20 protein-coding genes are annotated in these 22,072 nt (G+C 68.4%); 13 read left to right on the plus strand and 7 right to left on the minus strand.

Features of this window, described 5'->3' with window-relative positions; all coding sequences use genetic code 11:
* Nucleotides 1-123: 123 nt before the first annotated feature.
* Nucleotides 124-1,056 (minus strand): dihydrodipicolinate synthase family protein, encoded by a 933-nt coding sequence (locus CBM2594_RS16160; RefSeq protein WP_116357859.1) that lies wholly within the window; start codon nucleotides 1,054-1,056, stop codon nucleotides 124-126.
* 112 nt (nucleotides 1,057-1,168) lie between these two features.
* On the opposite strand from CBM2594_RS16160, the gene CBM2594_RS16165 reads away from it, so the two are divergent.
* The 4 genes from CBM2594_RS16165 (at nucleotide 1,169) to CBM2594_RS16180 (ending at nucleotide 5,501) form a co-directional block, all read left to right on the plus strand.
* On the plus strand, nucleotides 1,169-2,125 hold the full coding sequence (locus tag CBM2594_RS16165; RefSeq protein WP_116357860.1) for a LysR family transcriptional regulator: 957 nt from the start codon (nucleotides 1,169-1,171) through the stop codon (nucleotides 2,123-2,125).
* 109 nt (nucleotides 2,126-2,234) lie between these two features.
* Entirely contained in the window at nucleotides 2,235-3,203 is a 969-nt protein-coding gene (locus tag CBM2594_RS16170; protein ID WP_116357861.1) for a Bug family tripartite tricarboxylate transporter substrate binding protein, read from the plus strand.
* A 15-nt stretch (nucleotides 3,204-3,218) separates the two neighbouring features.
* Nucleotides 3,219-4,235 carry a 4-hydroxythreonine-4-phosphate dehydrogenase PdxA gene (locus CBM2594_RS16175; RefSeq protein WP_116357862.1) on the plus strand — a complete coding sequence of 339 codons (1,017 nt, stop codon included), beginning with the start codon at nucleotides 3,219-3,221 and terminating at the stop codon, nucleotides 4,233-4,235.
* A 90-nt stretch (nucleotides 4,236-4,325) separates the two neighbouring features.
* A complete protein-coding gene (locus CBM2594_RS16180; RefSeq protein ID WP_116357863.1) occupies nucleotides 4,326-5,501 on the plus strand; it encodes an L-rhamnonate dehydratase in 1,176 nt (391 codons plus the stop codon).
* A 19-nt stretch (nucleotides 5,502-5,520) separates the two neighbouring features.
* Here the strand turns inward: CBM2594_RS16180 and CBM2594_RS16185 are convergent, their stop codons facing one another.
* Entirely contained in the window at nucleotides 5,521-6,504 is a 984-nt protein-coding gene (locus CBM2594_RS16185) for a LysR substrate-binding domain-containing protein (RefSeq protein WP_116357864.1), read from the minus strand.
* A 210-nt stretch (nucleotides 6,505-6,714) separates the two neighbouring features.
* Between CBM2594_RS16185 and CBM2594_RS16190 the strand changes: the two genes are divergently transcribed.
* Both CBM2594_RS16190 and CBM2594_RS16195 read left to right on the plus strand, forming a co-directional pair.
* Nucleotides 6,715-8,460, plus strand: a complete 1,746-nt coding sequence (locus tag CBM2594_RS16190) for a dihydroxy-acid dehydratase (RefSeq protein ID WP_116357865.1) — start codon at nucleotides 6,715-6,717, stop codon at nucleotides 8,458-8,460.
* Between the two features lie 67 nt (nucleotides 8,461-8,527).
* On the plus strand, nucleotides 8,528-9,871 hold the full coding sequence (locus CBM2594_RS16195) for an MFS transporter (RefSeq protein WP_373457592.1): 1,344 nt from the start codon (nucleotides 8,528-8,530) through the stop codon (nucleotides 9,869-9,871).
* Between the two features lie 20 nt (nucleotides 9,872-9,891).
* Here CBM2594_RS16195 and CBM2594_RS16200 read toward each other — a convergent pair whose 3' ends face one another.
* On the minus strand, nucleotides 9,892-10,128 hold the full coding sequence (locus CBM2594_RS16200) for a hypothetical protein (RefSeq protein WP_116357866.1): 237 nt from the start codon (nucleotides 10,126-10,128) through the stop codon (nucleotides 9,892-9,894).
* A 209-nt stretch (nucleotides 10,129-10,337) separates the two neighbouring features.
* On the opposite strand from CBM2594_RS16200, the gene CBM2594_RS16205 reads away from it, so the two are divergent.
* Nucleotides 10,338-11,471 carry a hypothetical protein gene (locus CBM2594_RS16205; RefSeq protein WP_116357867.1) on the plus strand — a complete coding sequence of 378 codons (1,134 nt, stop codon included), beginning with the start codon at nucleotides 10,338-10,340 and terminating at the stop codon, nucleotides 11,469-11,471.
* A gap of 116 nt (nucleotides 11,472-11,587) precedes the next feature.
* Here the strand turns inward: CBM2594_RS16205 and CBM2594_RS16210 are convergent, their stop codons facing one another.
* Nucleotides 11,588-11,809 (minus strand): hypothetical protein, encoded by a 222-nt coding sequence (locus tag CBM2594_RS16210; RefSeq protein WP_116357868.1) that lies wholly within the window; start codon nucleotides 11,807-11,809, stop codon nucleotides 11,588-11,590.
* Nucleotides 11,810-12,131: 322 nt separating this feature from the next.
* Here CBM2594_RS16210 and CBM2594_RS16215 point away from each other — a divergent pair, with 322 nt between their 5' ends.
* On the plus strand, nucleotides 12,132-12,677 hold the full coding sequence (locus CBM2594_RS16215; protein ID WP_116357869.1) for a PadR family transcriptional regulator: 546 nt from the start codon (nucleotides 12,132-12,134) through the stop codon (nucleotides 12,675-12,677).
* 19 nt (nucleotides 12,678-12,696) lie between these two features.
* Here CBM2594_RS16215 and CBM2594_RS16220 read toward each other — a convergent pair whose 3' ends face one another.
* Nucleotides 12,697-13,692 (minus strand): NAD(P)H-dependent flavin oxidoreductase, encoded by a 996-nt coding sequence (locus CBM2594_RS16220; protein WP_116357870.1) that lies wholly within the window; start codon nucleotides 13,690-13,692, stop codon nucleotides 12,697-12,699.
* Nucleotides 13,693-13,771: 79 nt separating this feature from the next.
* Nucleotides 13,772-14,203 carry a nuclear transport factor 2 family protein gene (locus CBM2594_RS16225; protein WP_116357871.1) on the minus strand — a complete coding sequence of 144 codons (432 nt, stop codon included), beginning with the start codon at nucleotides 14,201-14,203 and terminating at the stop codon, nucleotides 13,772-13,774.
* A 198-nt stretch (nucleotides 14,204-14,401) separates the two neighbouring features.
* Between CBM2594_RS16225 and CBM2594_RS16230 the strand changes: the two genes are divergently transcribed.
* Together CBM2594_RS16230 and galE are read left to right on the plus strand one after the other, a co-directional pair.
* On the plus strand, nucleotides 14,402-15,421 hold the full coding sequence (locus tag CBM2594_RS16230) for a tyrosine-type recombinase/integrase (RefSeq protein ID WP_116357872.1): 1,020 nt from the start codon (nucleotides 14,402-14,404) through the stop codon (nucleotides 15,419-15,421).
* 139 nt (nucleotides 15,422-15,560) lie between these two features.
* Nucleotides 15,561-16,580, plus strand: coding sequence for a UDP-glucose 4-epimerase GalE (gene galE / locus CBM2594_RS16235; RefSeq protein ID WP_116357873.1), 1,020 nt, complete (start codon nucleotides 15,561-15,563; stop codon nucleotides 16,578-16,580).
* Between the two features lie 86 nt (nucleotides 16,581-16,666).
* On the opposite strand, the gene CBM2594_RS16240 is transcribed toward galE, so the two are convergent.
* A complete protein-coding gene (locus CBM2594_RS16240; protein ID WP_115699493.1) occupies nucleotides 16,667-16,975 on the minus strand; it encodes an H-NS histone family protein in 309 nt (102 codons plus the stop codon).
* A 541-nt stretch (nucleotides 16,976-17,516) separates the two neighbouring features.
* Between CBM2594_RS16240 and CBM2594_RS16245 the strand changes: the two genes are divergently transcribed.
* The 3 genes from CBM2594_RS16245 (at nucleotide 17,517) to CBM2594_RS16255 (ending at nucleotide 21,951) form a co-directional block, all read left to right on the plus strand.
* Entirely contained in the window at nucleotides 17,517-19,304 is a 1,788-nt protein-coding gene (locus CBM2594_RS16245; protein ID WP_116357874.1) for a methyl-accepting chemotaxis protein, read from the plus strand.
* A 113-nt stretch (nucleotides 19,305-19,417) separates the two neighbouring features.
* The gene (locus tag CBM2594_RS16250) at nucleotides 19,418-21,391 is read left to right on the plus strand and encodes a putative bifunctional diguanylate cyclase/phosphodiesterase (RefSeq protein WP_116357875.1); all 1,974 of its coding nucleotides are present in this window, start codon (nucleotides 19,418-19,420) and stop codon (nucleotides 21,389-21,391) included.
* Nucleotides 21,392-21,558: 167 nt separating this feature from the next.
* A complete protein-coding gene (locus CBM2594_RS16255; RefSeq protein ID WP_116357876.1) occupies nucleotides 21,559-21,951 on the plus strand; it encodes a response regulator in 393 nt (130 codons plus the stop codon).
* Nucleotides 21,952-22,072: the final 121 nt, after the last annotated feature.

Raw genomic sequence — 22,072 nt, forward strand, 5'->3', positions numbered from 1 at the left:
CATGGCGAAGTGCCACGGGCTTTGCAAATCCCGCTTGGGTACGCCCTCTCCCGCTTGCGGGAGAGGGTTGGGGTGAGGGCCTGCGCTTCTCGATGCGAGCGCCGGCCCGTCATTGCCGAACGCTCACCGCCCCCACCGCAACACCATCGGATCCAGCCGCCGCGCGATCCGCATCAGCCCTGCGCGTGTGGCCGGGTGCATCGGCTGCAGCGGATGACGCACCGCGTCCGACGCGATCACGCCGCCTTCCTGCATCAGCACCTTGCTGGTGGCCAGCCAGCCCTGGCGGTTTTCGTAGTTGATCAGCGGCAGCCATTGCTGGTAGCGCTGCGCGGCCAGTTCGGCGTCGCCGGCCTGCCAGGCATCGAGGATCTGGCGGATGCCGTCGGGAAAGCCTGCGCCGGTCATCGCACCGGTGGCGCCCGCTTCCAGGTCGGCCATCAGCGTGATCGCCTCTTCGCCGTCCCACGGGCCGACGATGGCGTCGCCGCCCAGTTCGATCAGCTCGCGCAGCTTGGCCGCGGCCTGCGGCACCTCGATCTTGAAGTACGACACATTGCCGATCTCGCGCGCCATGCGCGCCAGGAACGGTGCGCTCAGCGTGGTGCCGCTGACCGGTGCGTCCTGGATCATGATGGGGATGTCGATCGCGTCCGAGACCGTGGCGAAGAACTCATAGATGCTGCGCTCCGGCACGCGGATGGTGGCCCCGTGGTAGGGCGGCATCACCATCACCATGGCCGCGCCCGCGTCCTGCGCCGCGCGGCTGCGCTCGGCGCACAGGCGCGAGCTGAAGTGCGTGGTGGTGACGATCACCGGCACGCGGCCGTCCACGTGTTCCAGCACGGTCTGCATCAGCACGTTGCGCTCGTCGTCGCTCAGTACGAACTGCTCGGAGAAATTGGCCAGGATGCACAGGCCGTGCGAGCCGGCATCGATCATGAAGTCGATGCAGCGGCGCTGGCCGTCCAGGTCGAGCCCGCCTTGCGCGTCGAAGATGGTGGGCGCCACCGGGAATACGCCGCGGTAGACGGTGGAAGTGGGGCTGCGGGTCATGGTCTCGCTCCGGCTGTCGGTCAAAGGGTCGGGCCAATATACGAGCCGCCTGGCGGGCTGTATATTGAAACCTTTCCATCTGGTGATCGCTTTTGCGACTCACCGCCCGGTCATGAAATCCACCCTCGACACCCTGATGGGCCGCCTGCGCATCAAGCAGCTGCAACTGCTGATCGCGCTCGACGAACACGCTTCGCTGCACCAGGCGGCCGCGGCCATGGCGATGACGCAGTCCGCGGCCAGCAAGTCGCTGCAGGAACTGGAAAGCATGCTGGAAGCCCCGTTGTTCGAGCGCTCCCGGCGTGGCATGCGGCCCAATGCCTTCGGCCACTGCGTGATCCGGCACGCGCGCCAGCTGGTGGCGGACCTGGGCGCGATGTGCGACGAGGTCGCCGGCATCCGCGCCGGCAGCGGCGGGCGGGTCGCGGTCGGCACCATCATGGGCGCGGTGCCCGACGTGCTGGTGCCGGCGCTGGCCCAGTTGCGCCAGGCGCACCCGGAGCTGGCGCTGGAGGTCATCGAAGACACCAGCCGCCGCCTGCTCGAACTGCTCGATGACGGCCACCTGGACCTGGTGATCGGCCGCTCGCTGGTCAGCGACGAGCCGGCGCGCTACCACTACCACCCGCTCGGCGACGAGCAGGTGGCGGTGGTGGTCGGCCGCGCGCATCCCGCGCCGCGCACGGCCGCAATGGGGTTTGCCGACCTCGCGGGATATCGCTGGATCACGTATGCCGGCCATATGCCGATGCATGCGCTGCTGCAGCGCGAACTGGACCTGGCCGGCATGAGCTTGCCGGCCAATGCGGTGTCGACCTCGTCGGCGTTCGTCACGGTGGCGATGCTGCAGGGCGATCCCGGCCTGGTATCGCTGCTGCCGGCGGGCGTGGCCGCGATGTTCGTGCGGCAAAAGATGCTGCGCATCCTGCCGGTGCGGCTGCAGTCGCGCCAGCAAACCTTCGGCATCGTGACGCGGCGCGGGGGCGGCCTGTCCGCCGCGGCGCGGCAGCTGGTGGCTATCCTGAAAGCGGCTCCGCGCGAGTCCGCTGCGGCCGATGCCAAGGTATAACCCCAGGTGATCGCCAGTTCAAAAAACGTCAGTAGTAGCGAATCGCTGCTGCTCCTATAGTCTGGCCATCCGCGCCGCAGAGCCGGACCGCAAAACCACGGAGACAGCAATGAAGACACGGATCGCCGGCGCACTCGCCGGCCTCGCCACGGTGGCGGCATTAACCGGCAATGCCTGGGCGCAGGACACGCGGCCAGTGCGGCTGATGGTGGGCGCCGCCCCCGGCGGCGGCACCGACGTGATGGCGCGCATCGTCTCCGACAAGCTCGCCGCGCAGCTGAAGCAGCCGGTGGTGGTGGACAACCGCCCCGGCGCGTCCAACACCATTGCCGCGGACCTGACCGCCAAGGCGCCGGCGGACGGCAATACGCTGCTGATGGGCGTGGTCACCTCGCAGGCGATCGCGCCGCACCTGCTCAAGCTGCAGTTCGATCCGCTCAAGGACCTGGTGCCGGTGGCACTGGTGTCGACCGTGCCCAATGTGCTGGTGGTCAACAACCAGGTGCCGGCGCGCGACGTCAAGGCGCTGGTGGCGCAGATCCAGGCCAGTCCGGACAAGTTTCGCTACAGCTCGTCCGGCGTCGGCAGCACCCAGCACCTGGCCGGCGCGTCTTTCGCGCGGCAGATCAAGGGCAAGCTGCTGCATGTGCCGTACAAGAGCAGCAGCAGCGCGCTGGTGGACCTGATGGGCGGGCAGGTGGACATGAGCTTCGAAACCATGCCGTCGGTCATCAGCCATATCAAGGCCGGCAAGCTGCGCGCGCTGGCGGTCACCGCGGACCAGCGTTCGGCGCTGCTGCCCGACGTCCCCACGCTGGCCGAAGCCGGCGTTCCCGGCATCCAGATGAGTGCGTGGTACGGTGTCTATGCGCCGGCCGGCACGCCGCCCGCGACGCTGCAGAAGCTGGGCAGCGCGCTCGCCACGGTGATCAGGGACCCTGACACGGTGCGCCGGCTGGCCGACGTGGGCGCGGTGCCCGGCGCGCTGACCGCGGCGCAGTTCGATGCGTTCTCGCGCGCCGAGTATGTGCGCTACGGCAAGCTGATCGCAGAACTGGGCGTCAAGCTCGACCAATAATCCTCCGGAAGCCTCATGAATTCCCGTCCAAGAATCGCCATGGTGCTGGGCGACCCAGCCGGCATCGGCCCTGAACTGATCGCCCGGCTGCTGGCCGATCCCGCGACCGCCGCGCAGGCCGAGATCCTGCTGATCGCCGACCGCGACGAATGGCGCCACGGCATGCGCATCGCAGGCGTCGAGCTGGCGCTGGCCGAGACCGATGCGCCCGCGTTCGCCGATGACGGCCAGCCGCGCCTGTACCACTGGCAGCTGCCGGAGCGCCCGGCGTATGCGCGCGGCCAGGCCAGTGCCGAGGGCGGGCGCTACAGCCTGGGCACGCTGAAGCTGGCGCTGCAGTTGGCGCAGGGCGGGCAGGCCGACGCGATCCTGTTCGGGCCGCTCAACAAGAGCTCGCTGCACGCCGCCGGCATGGCCCATAGCGACGAGCTGCACTGGTTCGCCGAACAACTCGGCTACCACGGCGATTTCTGCGAGTTCAATGTGCTCGACGGACTGTGGACCTCGCGCGTGACCTCGCACGTCGCGCTCAAGGACGTGCCGGCGCTGGTCACGCCGGAGCGCGTCGGCGGCGCGATCGACCTGATCGACCAGGCGCTGCGCCGCGCCGGCATGGCCAGCCCGCGCATCGCCGTGTGCGGCCTGAACCCGCACAACGGCGACAACGGCGCCTTCGGCCGCGAAGAGATCGACGTGATCGCCCCGGCCGTGGCCGCGGCGCGCGAGCGCGGCGTCAATGCGCAGGGCCCGTTCCCGGCCGACACCATCTTCCTGAAGGTGCAGGGCGGGCCGTTGCAGCGGCAGTTCGATGCCATCGTCACCATGTACCACGACCAGGGCCAGATCGGCATCAAGCTGATGGGCTTCTCGCGCGGCGTGACGGTGCAGGGCGGGCTGCCGGTGCCCATCACCACGCCCGCGCACGGCACCGCGTTCGACATTACGCAGCAGGGCCGCGCCGATCCGGGCGCCACGCTGCAGGCATTCCAGATCGCCTGCCGCATGGGTGCGCAACGGCGCGCCACAGCCTAGCCACCACCTTCGCCACACCAAATCCAGCAAGACCGCCCCCGGCGCGGCCGGGGAGCGTTCGCGCCAACGCATCGCCATCAGGAGCTGAACATGAAGATCACCAACGTCCGCGCCCGCGTCTTTGAATGGAAGGGCAAGACCGTGCCGCCGCAGGCGCATTTCTGCACCAACGCCACCGACATCCTGTTCGAGCGCGGCGACGCCATGGGCTCGTTCCGCTTCCATGGCTGGCTGGTGGTGGAAGTGGAAACCGACACCGGCCTGGTCGGCATCGGCAACTGCGCGCTGGCGCCGCGCGTGGCCAAGCAGATCGTCGACCAGTACCTGGCACCGGTGGTGATCGGCCAGGATCCGTTCGACAACGAATACCTGTGGCAGAAGATGTACCGCCGCACCCATGCGTGGGGTCGCAAGGGCATCGGCATGGCGGCGATCTCGGCGGTCGACATCGCGCTTTGGGACCTGATGGGCAAGGCGGTCGGCAAGCCGGTGTTCAAGCTGCTGGGCGGGCGCACCAAGGAGAAGATCTGGTGCTACGCGTCCAAGCTCTACAACAATGACGACCGTGATGCGTTCCTGGCCGAGGCGCAGCGCTATCTCGACCAGGGCTTCACCGCGATGAAGATGCGCTTCGGCTACGGCCCCAAGGACGGCCCCGCCGGCATGCAGAAGAACATCGAGCAGGTGCGCCTGCTGCGCGAACTGGTCGGCGACGGCGTCGACATCATGCTGGAGTGCTACATGGGCTGGACCCTGGAGTACGCGCGCCGCATGCTGCCGCGCCTGGCCGGGTTCAACCCGCGCTGGCTGGAAGAGCCGGTGATCGCCGACGATATCGAAGGCTATGTCGAACTGAAGAAGGCCAGCCCGTTCCCGATTTCCGGCGGCGAGCACGAGTTCACCTCGTACGGCTTCAAGGACCTGCTGGAGCGCCGCGCGGTGGACGTGATCCAGTACGACACCAACCGCGTGGGCGGCATCACCGCGGCGCAGAAGATCAATGCGATGGCGGAGGCGTGGTCGGTGCCGGTGATCCCGCACGCCGGGCAGATGCACAACTACCACCTGACCATGGCGTCGACCGCGTCGCCGATGGCAGAGTACTTCCCGGTGCACGACGTCGAAGTCGGCAACGAACTGTTCTATTACATCTTCAAGGGCGATCCCGCGCCGGACAACGGCTACCTGCAGCTTGACGACAACCTGCCGGGGCTGGGGCTGGAACTGAACGAGGCGTACTTCAACCAGTTCGACATCATCGGCTGAGGCAAGCAAAGGCGCCGGTTCAGGCCGGCGCCTGCCCGCCATAGATGGACTGCGCGGTCTCGCGCAGCGCGTCGGCCACCAGCAATGCGCCGGGCGACATCAACCGGTCGGTCGGCGTGATCAGGCCGAAGTCGTCCATATGGCAGGGCATCGCCATCGGCAAAATCTCCACCATGCCGAACGCGGCGTAATACTGCGCCACGTCGGCGGTCAGCACCGCGATCATGTCCGATTGCGTCACCATGCGCGTCAGGAACAGCAGCGCGGCGGTCTCCACTACGTTGACCGGCGGCGCCAGGCTGGCGCGCTGGAACATCAGTTCGAAGCGGTGGCGCAGCACGGTGCCCGCCGGCGGGATCAGCCACGCGGCCTCGGTGGTGTCGGCCAGCGACAGGCCCTGCGCCGACAGCATCGGGTGGCCCGGCCTGACCACTGCGCACACCGGCTCTTCCGACATCGGCGCATAGCGCAGCCGCCCCTTGTCGTGCTCCGGAAACAGCCGCGCCACGACCATGTCCAGCTTTTCCTGCCCCAGCCGGTCGAGCAGCACATTGCTGTTGTCGATCTCGACCGACACCCGCAGGCCCGGATAGCGCGCCTTCACCTGCGCGATCGCCGCGGGCAGCAGCCGCACGCCGGGCGAGGTGATCGCCCCGATCGCCACATGGCCGAGCCGGCCGGCCTTCAGCGCCAATACCTCTTCACGCGCCTGGTTCAGGCTGCCGATCACCGCGCGCGCATGCCGGATCATCGCCCGTCCGTAGTCGGTCGGCGCCATGCCGCGCGGCAGGCGCTCGAACAGCGGCACCGACAACATCTCTTCCAGTTCCCGCAGCAGTTTCGACGCGGCCGGCTGCGTCATCGCCAGCCGTTCGGCGGCGCGATGGATGCTGCCTTCATCGGCGACCGCCAGCAGCAGCAACAATTGCCGGGTCTTGAGGCGGGTGTGGCTTTGCCAGAGCGGCGCGGCGTCAACGACAGGGACAGGGGTGGGGGTTTGCATAAAAAACTAGGGTTAATACCAATGCCAGAATCGATATGGCAATGGCCGAACTCTTCATTAGTAGCATATCGGCAAGCTGCATACACTGCGTCCGACAAAACAAAAACGACCGGAGACAGCGTGGCGCCGCGCCGCCATGACGCAACGCCGCTGGATCCGTCGTCCCTGCCATTCCGCCGCCCGCCCGGGCGGCCCTGCACCAGGAACAACATGTCGGATTCCAACGACAAGCAACGCAAGCCGCTGCGCTCGACCGCGTGGTTCGGCACCGCCGACAAGAACGGCTTCATGTACCGCAGCTGGATGAAGAACCAGGGCATCCCCGACCATGCCTTCGACGGGCGCCCGGTGATCGGCATCTGCAATACGTGGTCGGAGCTGACCCCGTGCAACGCGCATTTCCGCAAGCTGGCCGAGCACGTCAAGCGCGGCGTGTATGAAGCCGGCGGCTTCCCGGTCGAATTCCCGGTGTTTTCCAACGGCGAATCCAACCTGCGCCCGACCGCGATGCTGACGCGCAACCTGGCGGCGATGGATGTCGAGGAGGCGATCCGCGGCAACCCTATCGACGCGGTGGTGCTGCTGACCGGCTGCGACAAGACCACGCCCGCGCTGCTGATGGGCGCGGCCAGCTGCGATGTGCCGGCCATCGTCGTCACCGGCGGGCCGATGCTCAACGGCAAGCTCGACGGCAAGGACATCGGCTCGGGCACCGCGGTGTGGCAGCTGCATGAATCGCTCAAGGCGGGCGAGATCAACCTGCACCAGTTCCTGTCGGCAGAGGCCGGCATGTCGCGCTCGGCCGGCACCTGCAACACCATGGGCACGGCTTCGACCATGGCCTGCATGGCCGAGGCGCTCGGCACCTCGCTGCCGCACAATGCCGCGATTCCCGCGGTCGACTCGCGCCGCTACGTGCTGGCCCACATGTCCGGCATCCGCATCGTCGAGATGGCGCGCGAGGACCTGACGCTGGCGAAGATCCTGACGCGCCAGGCGTTCGAGAACGCGATCCGCGTCAATGCCGCGATCGGCGGCTCGACCAACGCGGTGATCCACCTGAAGGCGATCGCGGGCCGCATCGGTGTGCCGCTGGAGCTGGAAGACTGGAGCAAGGTGGGGCGCGACACGCCGACCATCGTCGACCTGATGCCGTCGGGCCGCTTCCTGATGGAGGAGTTCTATTACGCGGGCGGCCTGCCGGCGGTGCTGCGCCGCCTGGGCGAGGCCGGGCTGCTGCCGCACCCCGGCGCGCTGACCGTCAACGGCAAGGCGATCTGGGACAACGTGAGGGACGCGCCGATCACCAACGATGAAGTCATCCGCCCGCTGGACCAGCCGCTGATCCGCGACGGCAGCATCCGCATCCTGCGCGGCAACCTGTCGCCGCGCGGCGCGGTGCTCAAGCCTTCGGCGGCGACGCCGAAGCTGCTGCGCCACCGCGGCCGCGCGGTGGTGTTCGAGAACCTGGAGCATTACAAGGAGCGCATCGTCGATGAAGCGCTCGACGTCGACGAGAACTCGGTGCTGGTGCTCAAGCGCTGCGGGCCGCGCGGCTACCCGGGCATGGCCGAGGTCGGCAACATGGGCCTGCCGCCCAAGCTGCTGCGCCAGGGCGTCAAGGACATGGTGCGGATTTCCGATGCGCGCATGAGCGGCACCGCCTACGGCACCGTGGTGCTGCACGTGGCGCCGGAAGCCGCCGCCGGCGGCCCGCTGGCAATCGTGCGCGACGGCGACTGGATCGAGCTCGACTGCGAGGCGGGGCGCCTGCACCTGGATATCGACGAAGCCGAGTTCGCGCGCCGCATGGCCGACGTGCAGCCGCTGCAGGCACCCGCCGACGGCGGCTATCGCAAGCTCTACGTCAACCACGTACTGCAGGCGGACGAGGGCTGCGACCTCGACTTCCTGGTGGGCTGCCGCGGCCGCGAGGTGCCGCGCCACTCGCACTGAACCACGGCGCCGGCTGCCGCCGCGCAGCCGGCGCGATCCTGCCCGCCACAATAAGAGGAGACTTGCCATGCATGGCACCCAGACCGCACCGATGGAGCGCGCTGCCCCGACACAGGGTGAAGATTCACAAGCGATAGAAGAAGGCCGCATCATCGGCATGCTGGTGCGCCGGCTGATCCCGTTCCTCGCACTGATCTACGTGGTGGCGTATATCGACCGCTCGGTGGTCGGCTTCGCCAAGCTGCACATGAACGCGGCCATCGGCATCAGCGATGCCGCGTACGGGCTCGGCGCGGGCCTGTTCTTCGTCGGCTACTTCCTGTGCGAAGTGCCGAGCAACCTGGCGCTGGAACGCTTCGGCGCGCGCCGCTGGTTTGCGCGCATCCTGTTCACCTGGGGCGTGATCACCATGGCGATGGCGTTCACGCAGGGCGCGCACAGCTTCTATGTGCTGCGCTTCCTGCTGGGCGCGGCCGAGGCCGGGCTGTATCCGGGCATCCTGTACTTCCTGACCAAGTGGTTCCCGATGCGGCATCGCGCGCGCATCATCGGCCTGCTGGTGCTGGCGCAGCCGATCGCGCTGATCATCACCGGACCGCTGGCCGGGCTGGTGCTGTCGACGCACGGCCTGTTCGGCATGAGCAACTGGCAGACGCTGTTCGTGCTGAGCGGCCTGCCCGCGGTGCTGCTGTGCCTGCCGACGCTGAAGCTGCTGCCGGAATCGCCGGCCAGCGCCAAGTGGCTGGCGCCGGCGGACCGCGCGTGGATCGAGCGCGAGCTCGCCGCCGACCAGGCCGCCTATGCGCTGAAAGCGCACGGCAATCCGCTGCAGGCGCTCAGGGACAAGCGCGTGCTGCTGCTGTCGCTGCTGTTCCTGCCGTTCCCGCTCAGCATCTACGGGCTGTCGCTGTGGCTGCCGACCATCATCAAGCAGTTCGGCGTCACCGATGCGATGACCGGCCTGCTGTCGGCGGTGCCCTACCTGTTCGCCGTGGTCGGGCTCTGGCTGGTGCCGCGCCATTCCGACCGCAAGCGCGAGCGCTACGGCCATATCGTGGTGGTGTCGGGCATGGCGGCGATCACCATGGCGCTGAGCGCATGGGTGCAGTCGCCGGCGCTGCAGTTCCTGTTTATCTGCCTGACCGCGTTCTCGATCTATTCGATCCAGGCGGTGGTGTGGGCGCTGCCCGGCGAATTCCTGACCGGCGCCAGCGCCGCGGTGGGCATCGCCACCATCAACTCGCTGGCCAACCTCGGCGGCTATTTCGGGCCGTATGGCATCGGCGTGATCAAGGATGCCACCGGCAGCCTCGCGGCCGGGCTGTACTTCCTGGCGGCGATGCTGCTGTTCGCGGTGCTGATGGCCTTCGTCGTGCGCGCAGCGCTGCGCCCGGCGCCAGCGCGTGCCTGACCGGGCCGCAGCGCAATGGATCAGGGCCGCCGCTTCTTCCATTCATAGTCGGGCGGCGGATCGGCAGCGCCGGCGCGGCCGACCGAGTCGGGGTTTTCCGAGCACAGCGTGACAAAGCTGACCGGCTCGCCCGCGTGCTGGCGCTGGCGCAGCGCTTCGGTAAAGCGCAGCGCCTCGCGCATCGCGTCGCTGGGGAAGGACTGCGCGTGCGGACTGAGACCGGCGCCGTCCGCCTGCGACCAATAGACCATGTACATAGGGCTCCTCTTCGTTGCGGGGCGTCGTTGGGCAAGGGCTTGCAACCTTCGTTCCCGCTTGTGTCACAAGCACCGGCGCGGCGCCGCGCTTTGCCGGCACGGGCCGGCAGCGGCACAATGGCAGCTTTGCTGCACCCGTCCTGCCCGATGCTGCGTGGATTGCCCCGCGCTGCCGGTTGCGGCACACCTGCTCCGTGGAGACGCTGCCCATGCTGCCATGCCTTGCGCTCGTGATGTCACGCCCATCATGCCGGCCTCTTGCCGGCGCCGCCATTGCCCTTGCCGTGCTGGCGGGTTGCGCCAGCACGCCGGACCCGGCCGCCGCGGGCGGCCAGGCGGTAAGGACGGCGGCCCCGGCGCAATGGCAGCGTGTACACCTGGGCACTGGCGCGGGCTATGACTTTCCGGTCTACGCCAACCATCGGCTCGATGCCGACCTGTCGCGCATCCGCGAGGTGGTGTTCGTGCAGCATGGCCTGCAGCGCAACGGCGACGATTACTATGCCGCCGGCGCGGCGTTGCTGAAAGCCAGCGGCCGCAGTCCGGACGAGGTGCTGCTGGTCGCGCCCAATTTTCCCGGCACGCCTGACCGGAACAAGGGCTTTACCGACATGCCGCACTGGTCGGTGCAGGGCTGGCTCAGTGGCGAGGATGCGGTCGAAGGCACGGTTCGCGTCAGCTCATTGCAGGTCCTGGATGACCTGCTTGCCTTCGTCACCGACAAGGCGCGCCTGCCGCAGGTGCGCAAGGTGACGGTGGCCGGCCACTCCGGCGGGGCGCAGATCGTGCACCGCTATGCGGTGCTCAACAACGTCGACGAGCGCATCCGCGCGGGCGGCATCGACCTGCGCTACGTCGTGGCCAATCCGTCGTCGTACCTGTATTTCACGCCGGAGCGGCCGGCTGGCGCCGACGGCAAGTCATTCGCGCCGTATGACACGGCCCGCTGCCCGGACTACGACAAATACCGCTACGGCATGCAGCACATGGTGTCGTATGCCAAAGGCACCGACGGCATGGCGCTGTACCGGCGCTATGCCGGTCGCCAGGTGACCTACCTGGCCGGCACCGAGGACAACGATCCCAACCACCGCGTGCTCGATAAATCGTGCGGCGCCGAGGCCGAGGGCCCGACGCGGCTGCAGCGCGCGCGCGGCTACCTGCGCTACGAGCGCTACCTGGCCCGCCCGGGCCTGGTCATGCGCCACCAGGCGTACGAAGTGGTGGGCGTGGGGCACGACCAGGCGCGCATGTTCGGTTCGCAGTGCGGGGCGAGGGCGGTGTTCGGCATGGCGGAGGCGGCCAATGCCGGCGGTGCCGCCTGCCGTGCGCCGCAACTCTGAGGCGAGGCGCTTCGATATCGACACGGCAAGAAAAAACCCGCGAAGATCGCGGGTTCAAGTCCCTGCCCGCAGGATCGGGCTCGGAGGAGACAACCACAGGAAAACGTGGCGCGGGATCAGCTCAGGTTGTATTTGACGACCTGTTCCTCGACGCCGACAAAACGCACCAGCTGGCGCAGGCCGCTGGGATATTCCTTGATATGGTGCCCGTCAGGCGTATCGGGCAGCCGGTAATAGACTGGGGCACTGTCGTGCACGGGCGCCACCAGGCCGAGCGGGCGCGGGTCGGCTTCCCAGGCCACATCGCGGTCTTCGGCAAGCAGGATTCTTCCGGTCATGGACACACTCCAAAGTTGCTGCATGGTGCGGCCGGGGGCGGATCGTTTTCGCTCGCACAGTTTCAATGTATGGAATGTATGGCATGGAGGACGGAAATGCCATTCAGCATTTTTTAATTCTGTCTGGCGAGAAATTTCTTAACTGACAAAATCGACGAATATATCGGTCGACGTCATATCCCGGTGCCTTGCCATGCATAGCGGCGCCGGGCCGGCATTGCGCTACCATAGCGCCAGCTTTTGAAAGTGCGGTGACCGGCGCGCCTGCCGGCACGCGGTGCTTGCCAAACCCATTCCGATAACCCGCGCCCAGCCCAGACGCATGTCGACCCAGCACGCCCTGTTGATCTCCCTGATCGAAAAGCCCTCGTCCGGCTACGACCTGGCGCGGCGCTTCGACCGCTCCATCGGTTATTTCTGGCATGCCACGCACCAGCAGATCTATCGCGAACTGGGCCGCATGGCGGACAGCGGCTGGATTGCCGCCGATGAAAGCGAGGCGGCGGAAGGCGAGGCCGGGGCGGATCGCCGCAACCGCAAGAAGGTTTACCGGGTGTTGCCCGCGGGCCGCGACGAACTGGCGCGCTGGGTGCTGGCGCCGGGCGCGGGCCTGGACCAGCGCGAGGAAATCCTGGTCAAGCTGCGCGCCGATGCGGTGATCGGCCCGCTCGGCCTGGGCGACGAGATGCGGCGGCTGATCGCGCTGCACCGCGCCCGCCTCGAGACCTACCTGGCCATCGAGCGGCGCGATTTCTCGGCGCCGGACATGGACCGCGCGCAGCAACTGCGTTATGCGCTGCTGCAGCGCGGCATCCGCTTCGAGTCCGACTGGGTGGCCTGGGGCGAGGCCCTGCTGCCGCTGCTGTAGCGGCCAGCAGGGGACTCGCTCAGGCCAGGTCGACGGCCCGCGTGCCCGCAGGGCTGGCTTCGCCCAGGCCCAGGCGGCGGCGCGCCAGCGCGTATTCCTCGGCAAAGCGGCGCACCAGCTCGGCCGCCGGCACCACGCGCTTGATCGCGCCCACGCCCTGGCCGGCGCCCCAGATGTCCTTCCACGCCTTCACGCTGGTCGAGCCGAAGTTCATCTTCGACGGGTCCGATTCCGGCAGCGCGTTCGGGTCCAGCCCGGCGCGCTCGATGCTGCCGCGCAGGTAGTTGCCGTGCACGCCGGTGAACAGGTTGGAATACACGATGTCGTTGGCCGTGCTGTCGACGATCATCTGCTTGTAGCCGTCCTGCGCGTTGGCTTCCTGCGTCGCGATAAAGGCCGAGCCGATATAGGCCAGGTCGGCGCCGGCGGCCTGTGCGGCCAGGATGGCGTCGCCGCTGGAGATCGCGCCGGACAGCAGCAGCGGGCCGTCGAACCATTCGCGGATCTCGTGCAGCAGCGCGAACGGCGACAGCGTGCCGGCATGGCCGCCGGCACCGGCAGCCACCGCCACCAGGCCGTCCGCGCCTTTTTCGATCGCCTTGCGCGCGAAGGTGTTGTTGATCACGTCATGCAGCACGATGCCGCCGTACGAGTGCACCGCGTCGTTGACTTCCTTGCGCGCCCCCAGCGAAGTGATCACGATCGGCACCTTGTAGCGCACGCACAGTTCCAGGTCATGCTCGAGCCGGTCGTTGGACTTGTGCACGATCTGGTTGACCGCGAACGGCGCCGACGGGCGCTCGGGGTGCTTCGCGTCGTGTTCGGCCAGTTCGGTGGTGATGCGGTCCAGCCATTCCTCCAGCTTGGGCGCGGGGCGTGCGTTCAGCGCGGGGAACGAGCCCACCACGCCGGCCTTGCACTGGGCGATGACCAGGTCGGGGTTGGAGATGATAAACAGCGGCGAGCACACCACCGGCAGCGAAAGCCGGTTCTGAAGCTGGACGGGAAGGGCCATGGGGGAAGTCTCCTGGGTAAGTCCCGGCAATTCGGGGAAGCGAAACGTAAAAGGGCGAAGCGCTGCCAGCGGGCGTGCCTCAGGCGGCGCCGGTCAGCACGTGCTTCTGGCTGGCCAGGCGCGCCGCCATGGCGGCGGCCAGCGCCTCCAGGCCGGAGCGCGGGCGCACCATGACTTCGAATTCGGCAATGCGGCCGGCGTCGTCGAAACGGATCATGTCGATGCCCTTGAGCGCCTTGCCGTCGACGTTGGCGCTGAACTCCAGCACCACGCTGTGGCCGTCGCCGCTGACAAAGCTGCGGTGGTAACGGAAGTCCTGGAACACCTGGTTCACCGTGGTCAGCACCAGCGCGATCGCGGCGCGGCCCGGATACGGCGTGTGCGCGACCGGCGAGCGGAACACCACGTCATCGGCGACGATGGCATCGAGCCCGGCCATCGAATGGGTGGCGATCATCTGGTGCCAGGCGTCGAGCGAGGCCTGGGCGGCGGGGAGCAGGGCAGTGGTCAAGGGGGTCTCCTGGCGGGCGCGGTAGAAACTGCGATCTCGTTCTGGTTCTATGCAACCAGTTGCATAGTGGATCGAAAGGTAGCACGCACCGCCGCGCGCTGCAAGCCCGGCAGGGCGCGCGGCGGCGCGCAGTGACGCGTTGTCTACAATAGGCGGATCGCCCCGGCCGCCGGCCCGCGAATCAGAGCAGGAGAGCCCGTGACCACCAAGCCCAGCACCGCCCAACTCGAGCAGGCGGCCTTGTTCGATGCCGACCTGGCCGCCTGGCGCGACCATCCCGAGCGCGCGTTCGACGGCTGGCTGGCGCACCACGGCTTTCGCCATGGCACCAGCGTGGTGTACCGCGCCATGTGGGGCAAGCTGCTGCGCTGGTCGGCCGAACGCGGCCTGCCGCCGCTGAGCTGGTCCGCCGAGCAGATCGGCGAGTTCCTGGACGCGCAGCAGCTGCACAAGTCGCACCGCTACCGTTATGCGCGGCTGATCGAACGGGTGTTCCATCACCTGGCGCGCTTGCGCGAGGGCCTGCACAACCCGGGCAGCCAGGCGGTACGCGCCCATCTGGCCGAGGGCGAGAACGACCCCACGGCGTTCCTGCTGCCCGGCGAGCGCGACCTGCTGGTGGCGCGCATCCTCGGCCCGGCCGGCGCGCCCGCCGACACCGGCGCCGCGGCATCGCCCACGCAATGGAAGCGCGCGCGCGACGCGGCGCTGCTGGCGGTGCTGCTCGGTGGCGGATTGAAAGTGGCCGAGGCGCGCGCCCTGCGCACCGACGTGATCGAGGACGGCGCGCCTGGGCGCATGGCGCTGCGCATGGTGCGCGCCGACAACGGCCGCGCCTATACCGTGCCGCTGTTCCCGCTGGCGCATGCGCCGCTGCGCGCCTGGCTGGCGCTGCGCGAGGCTTCCGGCACGCTCGGCAGCCTGGTGTTCCCGGCCATGCCGACCGGGCGGCCGATGCATGCGGCGTCGGTCTACCGGCGCGTCGAGATCCTGCTGGATGAAGCCGGCGTGCTCGCCGGACGCAGCGAACGCGCGTCGCCGCAGACTTTGCGCAATACCTGCGCGGCCATGCATTTCGACGCCGGCACGGCGCCGGCCGAGGTGGCGCAGTGCCTGGGCATGCGCGACCTGGAATCCGGCTGGCGGCTGCGCGCCGCGTATGAGGCCTGGCAGGCGCGGGCCGGGCTGGTGGCGCCGGCCGCCGCCGCATCCGGCTGAGGCCGGGGCGCCGTGGCGCATCGTGGATAATAGATGGCTTCCCGCGCCGGGCGCCGCCCTCCAGGTTATTTACCGCGCACATGATGCGCCGGCCGGCCCTTCGCAAACTGCTGAACCGAATTCTCCGATGCCACTGCCAATGCCTGAAACCCTGCTGCTGACCGGTGCCACCGGCTATATCGCCTCGCATACCTGGGTCGCGCTGCTCAATGCCGGCTACCACGTGATCGGCCTGGATAATCTGTGCAACAGCAGCCCGGCCGTGATCGACCGGCTTGCCACCATTACCGGCCAGGCGCCGCATTTTGTGCAGGGCGACGTGCGCGACCGCGCGCTGCTGGACCGGCTCTTTGCCGAACACCGCATCAGCGCGGTGATTCATTTTGCCGCGCTCAAGGCAGTGGGCGAATCGGTCAGCCAGCCGCTGGCCTATTACAGCAACAACCTCGATGGCCTGCTGACGGTCTGTGCCGCCATGGGCGCGGCCGGGGTGAAACAGCTGGTGTTCAGTTCCTCGGCCACGGTTTATGGCAATCCCCACGCCGTGCCGATCCTGGAGGATTTCCCGCTGTCGGCGACCAATCCCTATGGCCAGACCAAGCTGATGGGCGAGCAAATCCTGCGCGACCTGGAAAAATCTGATCCCGCATGGCGCATTGCCTACCTGCGTTATTTCAATCCGGTCGGCGCGCATGAAAGCGGCCTGATCGGCGAAGATCCGCGCGGCATTCCCAACAACCTGATGCCTTATGTGGCGCAGGTGGCGGGCGGGCGCCGCGACCAGCTGATGGTATTCGGCGGCGATTACCCCACCGTGGACGGCACCGGCGTGCGCGACTATATCCACGTCTGCGACCTGGCCGACGGCCACCTGGCCGCGCTCAATTATCTGCGCCAGCAGGGCCGCGGCATGACCGTGAACCTGGGCACCGGGCGCGGCTACAGCGTGCTGGAGGTGGTGCAGGCCTACCAGCGCGCCAGCGGCAAGCCGGTGCCGTACCAGATCGTGGACCGGCGCCCCGGCGATATTGCCGCCTGCTACGCCGACCCGGCGCTGGCCCACCAGCTGCTGGGCTGGCGCGCGCAGCATGACCTGGACCGCATGTGCCAGGACTCGTGGCGCTGGCAGTCGATGAACCCGCACGGCTTCGACGCCTGAGCGCCCGCCAGCGCCTTCGGGACGCCACAAACAAAAACGCCACGGATACCTTCCGTGGCGTTTTGCCGTCTGCCGGATCGCGCGTTTCAGCGGATCAGGAAGTCCTCGACCGATTTGCCCTGGGCCAGGGCCTGGGTCAGCCAGCCCGGGCGCTTGCCGCGGCCGGTCCAGGTATTGCCGGCGCTGTCGCGATAACGCACCGGCACCTTGCGGTTGGCCGCCTTCTTGCCGGCCGGGGCCTTCGCGCCAAAACCCAGGTCTTCGGCGGTCAGGCCATATTGCTCGATTTTCTCGCGAATATCCGCGATCACCGTGGATTGTTCGCGCGCCTTGATTTCCTCGGCCTGCTTCTGCAGCTCACTGATTTTCTGAACGATTTCCTGATACGTCGCCATTGCGTCCTCGGTTTCCGGTGATTGAATTGCGCTGGGGTGCGCTGGGTGGGCGGGAAAATGCTGAAAACAATTATAACGGGCCTGCTGCGTGCTGCAAATCCTGGTCGCGTTATCCGGAGCGGTTTTTGCGAAAATTCTTGAGCCTGATAATTGTGTGAACTTTCAGTGTCAGCTCGGGTCGCGGCGGATTTTTCTGCGTCGCGGGCACCGCGATGGGCAAGCGCACGGGAAATGGCAACGGTATTCGAAGGCAACCAGACCGGTTTGGCGCCGGCCGCGGATACCGGTCCGTATTATCGGCCGGCTTTTACGGACAGCACCGCCGCCAGGATTCCCGCCGTTGCCGCCAGCGCCGGGAATCCACGTGGCTGATATCCGACATGGCGTTTATGGCCGAATCCCATAACCGCGGTGGCCGGGGCCGCGACTCAAGGATGAGGGGGGCGCGCCGTTATCCGGGCAGGGCGGGTCAACGCGGTAACGATCCTGCCGGACCGGGGCAAGGGGTGTGTCCCGCAGATTGCCTGAGTCTTATTTCATCATGTCCTTCCACAACAATATTCAGATCAAGACCCTGCTACGGGGCGCCATGGGAATGCTGTCGCTGCTGCTGTTGCTGGTCGGCGGCGCCGGCCTGTACGGCATCTCGCAGAGCAATGACGCGCTCAGGGAAACCTATGCCAACCAGCTTGGCTCCACCGTCGCGCTCAGCGATGCGATGCTGGCCACCACGCGCATGCGCCTGGCGCTGGACCGCAACGTGATGCAGGGCGAGCAGGACGACCCCAAGGTCAACGTGGATCGTTCCCGCGTGTTCGTGGAGGCGTCGGACGCGGCCTGGAAACGCTATATGAGCCTGCCGCAGAATGCCGACGAAAAGGCCCTGGCGGCGGAACTGGGCAAGCAGCGCCAGGCCTTCATGGAGCAGGGCGTGCTGCCGCTGCAGGCGGCGTCGCTGGCCGGCAACCAGGACGAAGCCGTGCGGCTGGCGAAGAAGGTGCTGCCCGACCTGCAACGCAGCATGTCGAGCGCGCATGAAAAGCTGCAGAAGTTCCAGATGGCGGCGGGCGAGGCCAATTTCGGTGCGGCGCAGGCAAGCTTTGCGAGCATCCGCATGCTGTCGATCGTCATGATCGTGCTGGGCCTGGCCGTGGCCGCGCTGTGCACGGTCACGCTGAACCGCGCCATCGTCGCGCCGGTGCAGGAGGCGCTGGCCGTGTTCGAGCGCATCGCCCGCGGCGACCTGACCGCGCGCATCACCAGCATCTCGAAGAACGAGATCGGGCGCATGATGCAGGCGCTGGCCGCGATGCAGTCGAGCCTGTCGGGCATCGTCGCCGAAGTGCGCACCGGCGCGGATTCGATGGCGTCGGCCACGCAGCAGATTTCCACCGGCAACCTGGACCTGTCGCAGCGCACCGAGGAACAGGCCTCGTCGCTGGAACAGACCGCCGCGAGCATGGAAGAGCTGACCACGGTGGTGCGCCAGAACGCCGACAATGCGCGCCAGGCCGGCGTGCTGGCGGGCGAGGCCTCGCAGATCGCGCTCAAGGGCGGCGAGGTGGTGGGCCGCGTGGTCGACACCATGAACGAGATCAACGGTGCCTCGCGCAAGGTGGTCGAGATCATCAGCGTGATCGAGGGCATTGCCTTCCAGACCAACATCCTGGCGCTCAATGCCGCGGTGGAAGCCGCCCGCGCCGGCGAGCAGGGACGCGGCTTTGCCGTGGTGGCGGGCGAGGTGCGCAGCCTGGCGCAGCGCTCGGCCTCCGCCGCCAAGGAGATCGAGGCGCTGATCAGCGAATCGGGCCAGCGCGTGGAGAGTGGCACCCGGCTGGTGGCCGAGGCCGGCCAGACCATGGGCGAGATCGTGCAGGCGGTGCGCCGGGTCACGGACATCATGAACGAGATCGGCGCGGCGTCGCAGGAGCAGACCAGCGGCATCGAGCAGGTCAGCCAGGCGGTGACGCAGATGGACCAGGTGACGCAGCAGAACGCGGCGCTGGTGGAAGAAGCTGCCGCGGCTGCCGGCGCGCTGGAAGAGCAGGCGCAGAAGCTGAAGAACGTGGTCTCGGTGTTCACGGTCGGCGCCGCAGCGGCACCGGCGATGGCGGCAAGCGCGCCGACAAGCACGGGGGCAAGGACCGTGGCAAATGCCACGCTCACCGCCGCTGGTGCAAGCCGCGCAGCACCCGCCACGGCGCGGCCGGCCGCAGCGGCGCCGGCCATCAAGCCGGCGCGCAGTCCGGCAGCCCGGCCTGCAACGAAGCCCGCAGCGCGGCCGGCATTGGCCGCGGCCGGCGGCGATGACGACTGGAGCGCGTTCTAACCCTGCGTTCGAGTCATTGTCTTGTTCACACGGCGACTGCAAGATGACATGATGCGGGGTTTTCCCCGCGTCCTGACCGTCTTCGCGCATTTTCTTCATCATCGCGCAGCCCAATGATTGCCCTGAGTTCCGTCCTGTTGCTGCTGGCTGCCCTGCTGGGCGTAGCCGCCGCCCTTGGCGTTCGCGCCGGGCGCGCGGACCAGCCGGCCGGCAGCCGGTCGCTGCGCGTGCTGACCTGGTCGGCGGCGTTGCTGTCGCAGCTGAGCATCGGCATGCCGGTGCTGGTGGTGGGCCTGTCGGGCAGCGTGCCGGCGGTCAACGACACGGCGCAGATGGCGGCCAGCTTTGCCGCCGCGGCGGCGGCCACCACGGCGGTCAAGCTGCTGGTGCAGTGGCTGCGCCAGGGCGCGCGCCTGTGGCGCGGCGCGGCGCTGATGGCGGTGGTGGCCGGGGCCGGGCTGGTGGCGGCCGCCGGCACGCACCTGGGCCGCTCCTGCGGCGCCGGCCACGTAAGCGCGCGCGATTGCCTCGACGCTGCCGGCCTGCCGCACCCGGCCTGGCTGGCGGGCGGGCTGACCGCGCTGTGCGCGCTGCTGTTCGCGGTGCACCGGGCCCAGTCGCGCGGCTGGCTGCCGGCGCCGGTGCGCGCCGAATCCGCGCTGGCCGATGAACTGGCCGATGACCTGCCCGGCCTGTACCGCGGCGCGGAGCCGCGGCTGGCGCGGCGCGGCGCGCGCATCCCCGGGCGCCCGGGCCGCCTGACCGTGCGCACCGGTGCACGCGGGCAGGAGACCGTCGGCGAATACAGCGTGGCGACGGTGATGCCCGATCGCGTCGCGTTCGGCCGCTGGCTGGACCAGGCCATCAGCCAGGCCCGGCTGGCCGAGACGGGATGCGCCGTCTTGCTGATCCATATCGCCGATTACCGCGAGGTCGACGAAGTCTTCGAGGTCCGCGCCGACGATATCCTGGCGCAGGACGCCGGCGCGCTGGCGCAGGCCGTGCTGGAGCCGCACGACTTCCTGGCGCGGCTGGCGCGCGACGAATTTGCCGTGGGCGTGCCCGAGCTGGTCCACCATGGCCGCGCGCAGGAACTGGGCTCGCGCATGCTGGGCTCGCTGGCGGAGTTCATCGCCGCACGCGGGCTGCAGATGCAGATCGGCGTGAATATCGGCATCGCCATCTACCCGCGCGACGCGCAGACTTCCGAAGCGTTGATGCAGGCGGCCCGCGTCAGCCTGGCCGAAGCCCGCCAGAGCGGCTCGAACCAGGTGCGCCTGTTCAACAGCGCCGCCGGCGAACGCGCGCGCCGCACCCGCGTGATCCGGCGCGACCTGTGGGTGGCGATCCAGGACGACACGCTGTCGCTGCAGTTCCAGCCCAAGTACGACGCGCGCCGCCGCACCGTGGTCGGCGCCGAGGCGCTGTGCCGCTGGCGCCATCCCGCGCTGGGCCAGGTCAGCCCCGCCGAGTTCATCGCCGTGGCCGAGCAGTCGGGCCAGATCGACAAGCTCGACGACTGGGTGCTGACCAGCGTGTGCCGCCAGGTACGCCAGTGGCGCGACGCCGGCGTGCCGACCGTGCCGGTGGCGATCAATGTCTCGGGGCTGCGCTTTGCCAGCCGCAACTTCCCGCAGTACCTGCTCGAGCAGATCCACCAGCACGACATCCCGCCGTCGGCGATCACGCTGGAGATCACCGAGACCGCGGCGATGAAGGACATCGGCAAGTCGCTGGAAACGCTGGCCGAGCTGCAGTCGCTCGGCATCCAGGTGGCGCTGGACGATTTCGGCAGCGGTTATTCGAGCCTGGGCTATCTCAAGCGGCTGCGCGTGGGCACGCTCAAGATCGACCGCACGCTGATCGGCGGGCTCGATACCGATGCGCAGGGCCGCGCCATCGTCGGCTCGATGGTGGCGCTGGCGCACGAGCTGCGCATGAAGGTGGTGGCCGAAGGCGTGGAGTCGGCCTCGCAGCTGGAAATCCTCAACGAGATGGGCTGCGACGAGGTGCAGGGCTACCTGCTGTCGCTGCCGCTGGACGCCACCGGCTTCAGCGAGGCCCTGCGCGCGCAGTCCGCGGCCTGAAGCGTTGTGATGGCTAAAGCCCGGCCGCAACGCCGCCGATAACCGGTGTGGCAGGCTGGCGGCGCGTTGTGCCAGCCCTGCGCCGGCCCGTCCGTCGCCGGCTGCGTTGCCCGTGCCATCGATCTTCCTGGCGGACCCACCCCGTTCCTGCACCTCCGGAGGCGCCCATGTCTTTGCCCAGCATCCTCGTCGTCGACGATTCTCCCTCGCTACGCCGCATGATCGGCGCCTGCCTGCGCACCGGAGGGTTTGACGTGACCGAGGCCGCGGACGGCGACCAGGCGCATGCGCTGGCGCTCGCGGGCAACTTCGGCATGCTGGTCACCGACCAGGTCATGCCCGGCATGGACGGCCTCACGCTGATCCGCAGCCTGCGCGCGACCGAGCGCTATGCGCGCCTGCCCATCCTGATGCTGACCACCGAGCAGGACGGCAGCATCCGCGAACAGGCCCGCGCCGCCGGCGCATCGGGCTTCCTGCCCAAGCCGTTCGACCCGGACGGGCTGATGCAGGCCGTCGCCGCGCTGCTGGACGCCGCACCCCCTACGTCGGAAGGGTAAGGAAAGCGCCGGCGTCGCCCTTCAGTCACCCCGGATCCTGCCGTAAACACTGGTGGGCGAAGTCACGCCCCGGCGCAGCCAGCGGCCCGGCCGCTGCGGCGCCAGAGAAACCAGCATGAGC

This window comes from Cupriavidus taiwanensis (genome assembly GCF_900249755.1).
GTDB classification, from domain to species: domain Bacteria; phylum Pseudomonadota; class Gammaproteobacteria; order Burkholderiales; family Burkholderiaceae; genus Cupriavidus; species Cupriavidus taiwanensis_D.